This is a genomic window from Paenibacillus shirakamiensis, assembly GCF_017874255.1.
GTDB classification, from domain to species: domain Bacteria; phylum Bacillota; class Bacilli; order Paenibacillales; family Paenibacillaceae; genus Fontibacillus; species Fontibacillus shirakamiensis.
Map to the genome: position 1 here is coordinate 152,456 of NZ_JAGGLD010000002.1, position 12,298 is coordinate 164,753.

At 45.5% G+C, this 12,298-nt stretch carries 13 protein-coding genes and 1 riboswitch; of the genes, 5 read left to right on the top strand and 8 right to left on the bottom strand.

Annotated features, from left to right (window positions below):
• Positions 1–186 precede the first annotated feature (186 nt).
• Positions 187–378: riboswitch (cobalamin riboswitch) on the bottom strand.
• A gap of 81 nt (positions 379–459) precedes the next feature.
• Genes J2Z69_RS07620 through cobD form a run of 4 tightly spaced genes read right to left on the bottom strand, consistent with a single transcriptional unit; the run spans position 460 to position 3,925 of the window.
• A complete protein-coding gene (locus J2Z69_RS07620; protein WP_209860817.1) occupies positions 460–1,080 on the bottom strand; it encodes a histidine phosphatase family protein in 621 nt (206 codons plus the stop codon).
• A gap of 57 nt (positions 1,081–1,137) precedes the next feature.
• Positions 1,138–2,106 carry an adenosylcobinamide-phosphate synthase CbiB gene (cbiB, locus tag J2Z69_RS07625; RefSeq protein WP_209860818.1) on the bottom strand — a complete coding sequence of 323 codons (969 nt, stop codon included), beginning with the start codon at positions 2,104–2,106 and terminating at the stop codon, positions 1,138–1,140.
• Entirely contained in the window at positions 2,103–2,834 is a 732-nt protein-coding gene (locus J2Z69_RS07630; RefSeq protein WP_209860820.1) for an adenosylcobinamide amidohydrolase, read from the bottom strand. The genes cbiB and J2Z69_RS07630 overlap by 4 nt, the downstream gene beginning before the upstream one ends.
• Entirely contained in the window at positions 2,831–3,925 is a 1,095-nt protein-coding gene (cobD, locus tag J2Z69_RS07635; RefSeq protein ID WP_209861421.1) for a threonine-phosphate decarboxylase CobD, read from the bottom strand. Before cobD ends, J2Z69_RS07630 begins: the two co-directional genes overlap by 4 nt.
• A 184-nt stretch (positions 3,926–4,109) precedes the next feature.
• On the opposite strand from cobD, the gene lplA reads away from it, so the two are divergent.
• Genes lplA through J2Z69_RS07650 form a run of 3 tightly spaced genes read left to right on the top strand, consistent with a single transcriptional unit; the run spans position 4,110 to position 6,874 of the window.
• Positions 4,110–5,111, top strand: a complete 1,002-nt coding sequence (gene lplA / locus J2Z69_RS07640; RefSeq protein ID WP_209860822.1) for a lipoate--protein ligase — start codon at positions 4,110–4,112, stop codon at positions 5,109–5,111.
• Positions 5,112–5,123: 12 nt separating this feature from the next.
• Entirely contained in the window at positions 5,124–6,053 is a 930-nt protein-coding gene (locus tag J2Z69_RS07645; protein ID WP_209860825.1) for a DMT family transporter, read from the top strand.
• 20 nt (positions 6,054–6,073) lie between these two features.
• Positions 6,074–6,874, top strand: coding sequence for a Cof-type HAD-IIB family hydrolase (locus tag J2Z69_RS07650; protein ID WP_209860827.1), 801 nt, complete (start codon positions 6,074–6,076; stop codon positions 6,872–6,874).
• A 220-nt stretch (positions 6,875–7,094) separates the two neighbouring features.
• Here J2Z69_RS07650 and J2Z69_RS07655 read toward each other — a convergent pair whose 3' ends face one another.
• Positions 7,095–8,156, bottom strand: coding sequence for a sulfate/molybdate ABC transporter ATP-binding protein (locus J2Z69_RS07655; RefSeq protein ID WP_209860829.1), 1,062 nt, complete (start codon positions 8,154–8,156; stop codon positions 7,095–7,097).
• Between J2Z69_RS07655 and J2Z69_RS07660 the strand changes: the two genes are divergently transcribed.
• Together J2Z69_RS07660 and J2Z69_RS07665 are read left to right on the top strand one after the other, a co-directional pair.
• Complete coding sequence (locus tag J2Z69_RS07660) at positions 8,151–8,297, top strand: hypothetical protein (protein ID WP_209860831.1); 147 nt, start codon at positions 8,151–8,153, stop codon at positions 8,295–8,297. The two genes, J2Z69_RS07655 and J2Z69_RS07660, sit on opposite strands and share 6 nt — an antisense overlap.
• A gap of 694 nt (positions 8,298–8,991) precedes the next feature.
• Positions 8,992–9,393 carry a secondary thiamine-phosphate synthase enzyme YjbQ gene (locus tag J2Z69_RS07665; protein ID WP_209860833.1) on the top strand — a complete coding sequence of 134 codons (402 nt, stop codon included), beginning with the start codon at positions 8,992–8,994 and terminating at the stop codon, positions 9,391–9,393.
• 129 nt (positions 9,394–9,522) lie between these two features.
• Here J2Z69_RS07665 and J2Z69_RS07670 read toward each other — a convergent pair whose 3' ends face one another.
• From J2Z69_RS07670 to J2Z69_RS07680, 3 genes are all read right to left on the bottom strand, one after another.
• Complete coding sequence (locus tag J2Z69_RS07670) at positions 9,523–10,104, bottom strand: TetR/AcrR family transcriptional regulator (protein WP_209860835.1); 582 nt, start codon at positions 10,102–10,104, stop codon at positions 9,523–9,525.
• A gap of 3 nt (positions 10,105–10,107) precedes the next feature.
• Positions 10,108–10,740, bottom strand: coding sequence for a YigZ family protein (locus tag J2Z69_RS07675; protein ID WP_209860837.1), 633 nt, complete (start codon positions 10,738–10,740; stop codon positions 10,108–10,110).
• 155 nt (positions 10,741–10,895) lie between these two features.
• Positions 10,896–12,254, bottom strand: coding sequence for a glucose-6-phosphate isomerase (locus J2Z69_RS07680; RefSeq protein ID WP_209860839.1), 1,359 nt, complete (start codon positions 12,252–12,254; stop codon positions 10,896–10,898).
• Between the last annotated feature and the right edge of the window lie 44 nt (positions 12,255–12,298).

The window sequence follows — 12,298 nt, forward strand, 5'->3', positions numbered from 1 at the left end:
ATTGTAGTCCTTAATAGATTCCTAAACCCATGCGAAGCTTACCTGTTACCCCAAAAAGAAAAGACCTGATCCATTATGGATTAGGTCGACGTCTACGAAATTTATGTTCCAATATGCAGCTTCCCTGAAAGGATGGCTCATCAGAACAAAGGTTATCCCGGCAGAACGTTGCCCCTTCCTCGGAGGACCGCTGTGTTCCGTTAGGCAGGTCTCCTGACTTCCGAGTTAAGACAAGGCTCGCCTTCCCATACCTACAAAAGTACAGTGGCATATCGTGAGCTTGTCCTCGGTTACAGTGGCGGGACCGTGCCGGAGTTGCACCGGCTTCCCTATTCACCTACAGCTTACTTCTGCAGGACCTAACGGATTGAATACTTCATTCGCATATCGAAGTGAATCTACTCTACTGGATTATAGGGGATATTTCCCTGCGGTACAATAACGCAATAGGACTTTTTTTCAACAAAAACCCAAGTGTGCTCTGGAATGAGAAGTGCGAATGCGAAGCACACTTCCGTTGTCCACCATCGCATCCTTGAAGTGTGCACCTGGAATTAACACTGTCCGTAACAACCGGATCACGCCTCCATGGGTGACGATGAGCACTTGAAAAGCCTCACCTTCCGGCGGGGCATCTTCTATCTTCAGTCTAGTCACGATCTCTTCTAAAACCGACAGCACTCTCCTCTCTAATTGAGTCCACGATTCCCCTTGAGGTGGAGTGTGGTCTGCAGGATGATCAATCCATTGTCGATAGCGGGGAATATCCTTTAGTTCCTCGTACGTAAACCCCTCCCAATCTCCAAAGTCCATTTCACGTAAGCGTTCATCAAAGGTCGCAATATTCTTAAGATCGGGTCTCACACGCTCTAAGGTCATTCGGCAACGCTGTAGATCACTGCATTGAACGATAGGAAATTTTGTAGAAGCGAGCTCCTCTCGTAGTGATTCCAACCCTGCATGCCCCCCATCTAAAAGAGGGATGTCCATATGACCTAGATAACGTCTTTCTACATTCCACTGTGTTCGGCCATGTCGTACTAGATGCCACTCTATCTCGAATTGTGCTTCTGATTCCATTCTTATCCGCCTCTCACATTACTATGTATAAAGCAAGGATACCACTGTTTCTGTCAACTACAACACGCCTATTAGAAACCATAATAGTAGAAACAAAGTTCCTATTAAAACGGCTGCGTTCGATACCCATATTAGCAAGGCTGCTGTCGTGGGAATGTCCGCAGGCTCCAGCTCACGCGTGCGTTCCCCCATATATGCCCGGAACGAGCTTACGCCGTGATAGACGTTCTCTCCTCCGAGCTGAATTCCCAATGCGCCCGCGACTGCGGATTCTGGAAACCCACTATTGGGACTGGGATGGGCCCGTGCATCTCGCTTCATAGAATGCAGTGCACCCTTGGCACTTAGGCCAGAAGTACACTTGGCAGCCGCTATTAAGAGCAGGCCCGTTAATCTTGCGGGAACGTAGTTAGCTACATCGTCTAGACGAGCTGAAGCCCATCCAAGATCGATATATTTCTCATTCTTATAACCCACCATTGAGTCCAATGTATTGATAGCTCTATAGGCCATAGCCAGTGGCGCCCCCCCAAGTAGAGCATAAAAAAGTGGCGATATCACTCCATCTACAATGTTCTCTGCTATGGTCTCCACTGCGCCGCGGACCACGTTCGGCGTGTCTAGGTGGGCCGTATCTCGGCCCACGATCATACTTAAGGACCTTCGCGCTGCGGGAAGGTCCTGGTTCTTGAGATGCCGGAAGACCTCCATCCCGGCATCCTTCAGTCCTTTGGCGGCGATCGTGGTCCAGATCAGCCATACCTCCGCTGCGGCGGCAAGCCAGGGACTGATCTGCGCAAGTAGGCGGATCAGTCCCAAGCTTAAGGCGAAGGCACCGCCCGCCACGAGCAGCGGCAGCACTACGCCCGCGAGCTTGAAGCGGTGCGGGGGAACCAGGCGGCGAATGGCCGCCTCGATCCGCGAGATGGCCTTCCCCATCCCGACCACGGGATGAGGAAGCCTGCGCGGATCGCCGAGCAGCCGGTCGACGCCGTAGGCGACCGGCAACACCCACCAAGCGCTCACCGCCGGACTCCGGCGGCAGTGAGCGCTTCGGTGACGGCGGCGTAGACCAAGCGGCCAATGCGGCCGCCTAGGTCTGACGCCGTGCCTGCGTACGGGTGAAGCACCTCGTACGCAGGGTTCTGACTGACGCCGATAACTACGGCGTCCGTGGTCGTGCCCGTGGCCGTAAGCCCATTCTCGGCATCGGGCACATGCAGATCGGCGAGGGCAGCCGCCTTCGCCTCTGTAGCTGTAATGATCGCATTTACCATAGCGGCCGGAGTCATCCGGCCGTCCACCGCGATCATCAGGTTGATCGTTCCCGGCACATAATCTGCCGGGAACGTGGTCCGCTGCACACCGGCGCGTGCACCATTAGAGATACCTGCCGTCGCGCAGACCACCACCGCAGCAGCGCCGTCCTGCTCTTCCGCCACTGCTGTATGCTGAAGCTGGACTGCGGTCAACAATCCCGCCGTTCCTTTTCGCGCATAACCCCATTCAGAGAGACTAGCTTCAATATCCCTCACGGGGTCAGCACAATGATAAAATCGATCTACGTATATATTCACTACAGCTTGTAGAGGCTGCATCCCTCCGCCATAGACAGAACTTCCTAATCCTTCGACTTCCTCAGGAAAGCGCATCAGAATATGCCGTTCTTTGCGAAAGATTACCAGATTTGCATACACCTTAGAAGGGTATTCCATATTTTCTTGATCCTCTATACCTAGAAATGGTGTCGTCATTCCCGCTCACCTCCTAACAAGGTAGAAAGTTCTTGAAGTAACAGAAGATTCTCTGACTCTGTTCGTACTGCAACCCGGATATCTCGTGAAGTCAGCCCTGGATACATCGCGCAACTACGAATAAGAATACCTCGTCTTCCTAGCGCTTCCTGTACCCTTTCTGCAGTCCATTCATCAGGCATACGAACTAACAAAAAATTAGCCTCTCCTGCCCATGCATAACAGCCCAGTTGCTGCAACCCATCTTTTAGCCGACTTCTCTCCCGTTGAACAAAAGAGATCGTTGCCTCCTCAAATGCTGTGCCACTACGCACACAATATTCACCTGCCAACAGAGCAAGCTGATTCACACTCCAAGTAACCTGCTTCTCCGCGATAGCTTGAATAATCTGAGCATTCGCTACCGCATAACCTAGACGAAGACCTGGAATCGCATAAAATTTCGTCATAGATCTCACCACGATTAGATGGGGATAACGATCTAACTCGCTTAGTAGACTGTGACGTTGATCCAAAGGAACGAAATCGATAAAGGCCTCATCGATGACTAACCAAGTTCCATAACGCTCTGCGTATTCTGCATAGGTATTCAACTGATTCATGGTGTATTGTATGCCATTTGGGTTGTTAGGCTGACCTAAAAAAATCAAATCGGATGCTCTGGCTAGGTGCTCTAGATCCTCATCTGTAGCCCTGAATCCCCGTTCCTCATCAGTAATCACACACATAACGTCTGAACCCACTTGCCGCGACAAGGTAGCGTATTCGGAGAAACAAGGTTCTATCACGCCCACAACCTTTGGAGATAGGGCGAGCAAGATGAGTGACATCACTTCCGCTGCGCCATTTCCAACCAGAATCATCTCTTCTTCTACATGAAGCAGAGAAGCTAGCCTGTTCTTAAGGTTGCGATGCCCCGGATCTGGGTACTGCATGACCGAGGGTAACACTTCTGTTAAATACATCATTAAGCCAGGCGGCATGCCCAGCGGATTAATATTGGCACTAAAATCTATGAATTCCTCAGCTCTTCTTCCATATCGCTGTCCCGCACTATGTATGTCTCCCCCATGCCCATAAATCTCAAGCATTTTGGCACCCCACTTTAATTTCATATGGTCGCTAGACCCTCTATGTGTCTCATTATGAACTGATCGTACTTTTTGCGTCAACTTGGTCCCTAATTCTTTGGTTTCCCGGCAAATTTGGTTTACAATGATGAGGTATGGCTCTAACCATTAGCCGCCTATTTAGAGATATGGAGGAAAGATACTCATGCTGTTCATCGACAACCAAGGGATTACCGATCCGGCTATCAATCTAGCCATTGAAGAGTATGTTCTGAGATACCTTCCAGCAGATGAGACCTATTTGCTGTTCTATATCAATGCACCTTCCGTCATTATTGGCAAGCATCAGAACACGATCGAAGAAATTAATGCTGAATATATTAAAGAACATGGAGTACAAGTCGTCCGACGTCTTTCTGGTGGAGGAGCGGTGTATCATGACCATGGGAATCTGAACTTCAGTTTCATAACAAAGGATGATGGACAGTCCTTTCATAATTTCCGTAAGTTCACCCAGCCGGTTGTGGAGGCTCTCCATCAACTAGGTGTACATGCCGAATTATCGGGCCGTAACGATCTCCAAATCGGGGAACAAAAAATTTCAGGGAATGCTCAGTTCTCCACACGTGGCCGGATGTTCAGCCATGGCACCTTGATGTTCAACCTGAATTTAGATGATGTACAAGCTTCCCTTCATGCCAATCCAGAGAAATTCAAATCGAAGAGTACGAAGTCTGTACGCAGCCGGGTAGCGAACATCATAGATTTTCTTGACACAAAAATGACGATTGAGGAATTCAGAGCTGATTTACTACGTCATATTTTTGGCATGGAAGCCGATCAAGTTCCCATGTATGTGCTTCAGGAACAGGACTGGACCAAAATTCATGAACTTTCCAAGGAACGCTATCAGAATTGGGATTGGAATTATGGACTCTCACCAGAAAGCAATGTAAAGCATACGAAGAAGTTCCCTGTAGGCATTATAGATCTTCGGATGGATATCAAAGATGGACACATCGAGAACATTAAGATTTATGGTGACTTCTTTGGCGTTGGAGACGTAACAGATATTGAACATGCGCTACGTGGTCTTCGCTACGAGGAATCCGAAGTGCGTCATGCCATGCAAGCCATTGACATCCCCCACTATTTCGGGAAATTAGACCCGGAAGATTTCATCGGGCTTGTCTTCCTTGAAGAATAACCTGATAAGTCTATGAATTTCACACGCTCCCAAATCGCAGATCTTAGCCTGCTTCTCGTGGCCCTGATGTGGGGATGTACATTTATTATGATTCAACATGCCATTCATGCCTTACCGCCGTTCATGTTCAATGCCGTTCGCTTTATTGGAGCTGCAGCATTGCTCGGACTCATCATCACGATATTTTATCGTCAGATGTGGTCTAGCTTTTCGGTTCGTATGCTAGTACACGGAAGCCTGCTTGGCCTATTTCTTTTTCTTGGCTATGGGTTTCAGACGGTAGGTCTATTGTATACCACCACATCCAACGCAGGTTTCATTACAGGACTATCCGTCATCATAGTGCCCTTCTTATCCTTGATGCTTCTTCGTCAAAAGATATCTTGGATGACTTGTACCAGTGCTTTACTTGCCGCGGCTGGACTATATCTTCTAACATTCTCAGGCGGAAGCATGAATCTGAACCGCGGAGATGTGATGGTATTATTCTGTGCCATAGCTTTCGCTTTACATGTAGCATTTAGTGGCCGCTTCGCTCCCCGTTATCCTGCATTACTTTTGGCTGCGATTCAGCTTGCCGTGACGGGAATACTTAGTTTGCTTACTTCGTTGGGTACCGAGACGAATGGATCTTGGACAGGCTTTGCTCAGACCCTGATGCGTCCCGAAGTAGCCTTAGCTCTAATCATTTCTATAGGCCCTACCAGCGCCTTTGCCTTTTGGATTCAAATGGTCTGCCAGCAGTATACTACCCCGAATCGAGTAGCTGTCATTTTTGCTATGGAGCCTGTATTTGCAGCTCTTACGGGAATGCTGTTCGCCGGGGAGCAGCTTGGCTGGATCGCATTAGCAGGATGTGTATGTATCTTAACAGGTATGATTATTGCAGAATGGAGAACACCCCCTATTATAGACAAAGAGCCTGAACCTTCAGCGCTCTAATTAAAGGAGAGATACCAGATATGTATAAATTGATTGCGATTGATATTGATGACACCTTGATTAATGACCATAAAGAAGTTACCCCAGCTACGCAGCAAGCGTTAGAAGATGCAGTTAAAGCAGGTGTAGTCGTTACGCTAGCTACAGGACGCGCCTATGCTTCTGCGAACAAAATTGCTCGTCAGACAGGACTGAACGTACCGATCATTACGTATCAAGGTGCGCTTGTAAAAAACTTACTCGATGAAAAGGTTCTCTATGAGCGCTATATGCCCATCGATGCTGCCCGCAAGTTATTTCAATATTGTATCGAACATGACCTGCACTTACAGACCTACATTGATGACAAACTATATGCCCGCGAAGAAAATCAAAAGCTTAAAGACTATGCCGGCTTAAATAATACGCAATACCATATCGAACCCGACTTCGAGAAATTGATTGCACAGCCCACTCCCAAAATGTTAATTATTGATGAGCCTGCTTATCTCGATGAGCTGATTCCTGTCTTTAAGGAACTGCTAGGGGATGGTGTGCATATCACGAAATCCAAACCTAACTTTTTGGAGTTCATGCACAAAGAAGGGACTAAAGGCGCTGCACTTACCTTCTTGGCGGATCATTTCGGTTGTGACTTGTCTGAGACAATTGCGATTGGAGACTCATGGAATGATCATGAGATGCTTGAAGTTGCGGGCCTTGGCGTAGCGATGGGCAATGCGATCCAACCCCTAAAAGAACTAGCAGACTATATTACGGCAAGCAATAACGAGGATGGCGTCAAACAAGTGATTGAAGAATTTGTACTTAAAGCCAAGTAATTTAGTTTAAGGCACGGTTTAACTATTAATTATGCTTAAATGAGCATTATACGATTTTACTTCAATGACTTGTCTCATCTAAAAAACCCCTTCTAGTCAAAATAGAAGGGGTTTTGGATTTTTGGATCTTATGTCGATCTTACCTCTATTGTTTATCTATAGAAGATTTTTTGATCTTATGTCAATCTTACGTCTATCGTTTGTCTATCGTTTGCAAATTTTAAATGATAACAGTAAGCGGGTCTTTTTTAAAACGATTCTCAGCTACCCAATTCTCTTCATAGTTATATAGATATGCTCGGTGTACCAGCACTCTCACTTCTTGCCCTACTTCCAGATTATCTTTCTCCAAGGAATGATAGGTGACCAAATGATGCCCACCTACTTCCACCTCGACCAACCACTGATTTCCGCGGAAATGCAGATGTTTGATGATCCCTTTATCTGTAGCCGACAAGATTCTAAAATCATGTTCGCTACCTATTTCAATATATTCCGGACGTATCAGTGCTTTGGTTCCCGGCAGCGCTGCTTCATCAAAACCTTTAAGCTGAGAAGCATCGTCTACCAGCGTAGACTCACCAATGAATTTAGCTACAAACGGAGTCGCAGGCTGCTGGTAGATATTCCACGGTGTGCCCTTTTGTTCTAATTGACCTTGACTAATAATCATAATCTCATCCGCTACTTCAATAGCCTCATCTTGATCATGTGTAACGAAAATCGACGTAATCCCAACCCGTTCTATTAATTCACGAAGCCATGAACGCAACTCCTGACGGATCTTCGCATCAATGGCTGCAAACGGTTCATCCAGAAGTAATAGCTGTGGTTCAGGGGCTAAAGCTCTGGCAAAAGCTACACGCTGACGTTGGCCTCCCGACAATTGATGGGGATAACGCTGTTCGAACCCGCTAAGTCCGGTTAACTCTACCAATTCCATGACACGGCTCTGAATAAAAGACTTATTTACTTTCTTAACTTTAAGTCCGAAGGCTATATTCTCGTATACGGTCATATGTTTGAAGAGTGCATAACTCTGGAACACGAATCCGATTCCGCGTTCCTGTGGGGAGAGGTGATTTACTTTCTTTCCATGAAAAAGAATATCTCCATAATCTGGTGACTCCAGTCCAGCTAGCATTCGAAGAATCGATGTTTTCCCTCCACCACTAGGTCCAAGCAGGCCAATTAATTGGCCTTTTTTTATGCTGAAACTGACATCCTTTACTGCATGAAATGTACCGAAATGCTTATCCAAATGGTTGACTTCTACATGCATTTCCAACACGTCCCTTCATCACTTCGCCGCAAGTTCCTGTTCTATGTAACAGATGAGACCTCCATGATGAAGGTTCATACATTCAAATCTCATGAGTTTACTCGGCTTTTAGTTATGTATTACTTTACCAAACAACAGTAAGCACCGTCAATTGGAAGCTCATGTTTAAAATTACAGAAATGGTGTAATGGATAAAAGAAGATTCATCCCTGCTATTTTGTCTCTCCCAATTCATAATTGCCGATGGTCCCTAATCTAAATCTATTGATACACCATGATGCATACAGTACAATATAACTAGAACTATTTACCTATACTCCCGACAAGGAATGATGATAATGGAACTAAAAGTAGACAATTGTCCTAGTTGCGGGTCGGTATATCAAAAGAATTTCAGAAACTTATGTACAACCTGCAGCCAATCTATGGATAATTCGCTCCAGCGCTGTTTAGATTACTTATGGAGACATCCTTCTACCCATACGGAAGAACTTAGTCAAGTGACCTCTATTCCCAAGAGCTTATTATATACTTGGATCAAAGAAGGCAAACTCTCTACAAGTTATAAGCAACTCACCTATCCTTGTGAATCCTGTACTTCGTCCATAAGGCATGGAAGACTTTGCAGTAGGTGCCACACTACCTTTAATGAAGTAGCAGAAACTTTCAGAGCTTCGTTCAATTACCATACCAACCACAGTTATATAAGTAAAAGAACCTAAACTTGCCGCCGACCTAGAAGCCCATGGCTTCTTTTTTTTCAATATAAGACAGTAGAATAAAATAGCCGAGCATCTAGACTTTGTCCAACATATTTAAGAAAGTAGGTGCATTCATGTTCCAGAACTTTCAGATCTATACCAGCCAACGAGATGAAATGAGAGAAATCACCAGAGATATCCGAAATGCAGTCAAACAGACCGGTATCCAGGAAGGGCTTGCTGTCATTTATTGTCCTCACACTACCGCGGGCATTGCCATTAATGAGAATGCCGATCCCGATGTCAAACACGATGTTCTAATGAGGCTTGATGAAGTCTATCCTTGGCAACATCCACAATATCAGCATGCTGAGGGCAATACCGCTTCGCATCTAAAATCTATAACTTCGGGTCCATCACAGACCGTTATTATTCATCAAGGAGAATTGCAGTTGGGACGCTGGCAGGGCATTTATTTCTGCGAGTTCGATGGGCCGAGACAACGGGAATTCTTTTTAAAATGTATAGAAGGTTAACAATAAGCCCCGACTCTATAAAGAGCCGAGGCTTATTTACTAATTTAACGTTTTGAAGAGGTACAGCAACACTAATGTAATTCACTAAAGCAACTTAATAAAAATATATACGTCATGGGACGTGAAGGATCAAATACTGTGATTTAACATTTTAACGTGAGCAATGGCAGCCTGGTCGATTTCTTCAAAGCTGAGACGATCTTGGATGTAGTAAGAGATAAATCCATGCAGGCCCAAAAACATACTTAAGGGAACTGAGGTATGTCCCGCTAAGGCGTGGCCCTCTTCCTTCAAATATTTCTTCACAATAGAAGCGAATAGATCGAAGCATCTGCCCTGTTCTGTACGACAGTAAGCAAGTATTTCTTCATCGCGAAGCATGAACATAATTTCATACTGGTGAGGATGATCTAATCCAAATTTGATGAATTCCAGCATCAACTGCTCTACCTTCGTTAATCCTTCGATCATCGGACTGCACAGAACTTGCCTGAACAGCAAATCTACGTGATTAAAATCTTGTACGACAATGGCATAAAAAAGTTCTGCTTTTTCCTTAAAATGATAATATAAGGAACCATGACTATATCCCAGATGTTGACCGATACTTCGCATGGAGATCGCCCGGTATCCCTTGGTGATAAATAAATGTCTTGCCGCATCCATGATCCTTTCCCTCGACAACTCCTGCTCCACAGCTCTACGCGCCATCATTTATTCCCCTTCGATAAAGTAAACCCTCTCACCTTCTGTTATCGTGGATTGCCCTTGGGTAATATCAGTCATCCAAGCTATGAAAGACTCCGCTTCGCTCTCGATGGGTAGGCATAAGACGATTACTCTGTCCGTAAATCTAGATGGACCTGTTCGGATCTCACGATTCCGCAGTTCGTTCTCAATTTTGCCTAGCCAAGTATAATCGACATCAACGAGTACCTCACGGTGGAGCACCTTCGTGATTGCGCCTCCTGCTTCAATTGCAGCTACTGCACCATCCGTATAGGCACGTATCAATCCTCCAGCTCCCAGCATAATTCCCCCAAAATAACGGGTCACTACTATGGCAACATTCTTCAAGCCTTGGTGTCTGATTACTTCAAGGATCGGCTTCCCAGCGGTTCCGCTAGGTTCACCATCATCGGACTGCTTCTGGATTTCATCTCGCTCACCAATCATATAAGCAGAGCAATTATGAGTTGCATTCCAGTGCTGTTTCTTTATATCCTCAATAAAGGTGATGGCTTCCTGTTCTGTTACTACGGGTTTAACATGACCGATGAACCTTGATTTCTTGATGACGATTTCTTGTTGACCGGTTTCTCTCACGGTCTTATACATGTCTAACATAATTCAACCTTTCGGACGTAAAGAATGATGTACCAAGAGCAGCCCGTTCTCGGAGATCGGACTGCTCTTGATGCATACGGCTTTTATATCAAGGAATTCTATCTACATCTGCACATCATTAGATCTATAGTTAGCCTAAAATCTCTTAGGGCATCCTATTCTTCTGTAAGTCTAGCTTCAAGCTTCGCTTTCTCTTCTTCATAGCCTGGTTTACCTAACAAAGCAAACATATTTTTCTTGTAAGCTTCAACGCCTGGTTGATCGAATGGATTCACGCCCAGCAAGTAGCCACTAATTCCACATGCTTTCTCGAAGAAATATACGAGATAACCAAAGGAGTATGGGGAGAAGTCTGGAACATTCACCACGAGGTTAGGGACTTGTCCATCGGTATGAGCAAGCAGTGTACCTTGGAATGCCTTTTTATTTACGAAGTCTAACGTTTTGCCCGTTAGGAAGTTCAGTCCATCTAAGTCGTCTGGGTCCGAAGCAATCGAGATATGGTGATCGACGTTAGCTACCTGAATAACCGTCTCGAAGATGTTACGATTACCCTCTTGAATGAATTGACCCATGGAGTGAAGATCAGTAGAAAAGTCTACTGCTGCTGGGAAGATACCTTTGTAGTCCTTACCTTCACTTTCTCCATAAAGCTGTTTCCACCACTCTGAGACAAAATGCAGGGAAGGTTCGTAATTGACGAGAATTTCTGTTGCTTTCCCTTTACGGTAAAGGGCATTACGTACAGCTGCATATTGGTAACTTGCATTCTCAGCAAGGTTAGGATTACTGAATTCTTTTGAAGCATCTGCCGCTCCTTGAAGAATGTCTTCCACTTGAATGCCTGCTGCTGCTATAGGCAAGAGACCTACTGCTGTCAAAATGGAATACCGTCCACCTACATCATCAGGAATAACAAACGTCTCATATCCTTCTTCATTAGAAAGCTTCTTGAGTGCTCCTTGTTCACGGTCAGTAGTCGCATAGATCCGCTTACGTGCTTCTTCCTTGCCATATTTCTTCTCCAGCTCTGCACGGAAAATACGGAATGCAATCGCAGGTTCTGTAGTTGTACCTGATTTGGAGATGACATTGATGGAGAAGTCCTTACCCTCAATCAGATCAAGCAAATGTGTGACATAAGTTGAGCTGATGTTGTTGCCTGCAAATAGAATTTGCGGTGTTTTGCGTTTGTCTGAAGAAAGCACGTTGTAAAACGAATGAGACAAAGCTTCAATTGCTGCACGTGCACCGAGGTAAGATCCCCCAATTCCAATGACGATGAGTACTTCGGAATCGCTTTGAATTTTCGCAGCAGCTTTCTTGATCCGTGCGAACTCTTCTTTGTCATATGCTGTGGGAAGGTCGATCCAGCCTAAATAATCTGAACCGGCACCTGTGCCGTTATGCAATTGCTCATGAGCTACTCTTACGGGCTCTGCCAAGTAGTCAATCTCATGCTGTCCGATAAAACCAAGAGCTTTTGAGTAGTCGAATGTTATTTTTTTTGACACAATAATTGCCTCCCCTGTATGTGTATATGGGTTATACTGCCTAT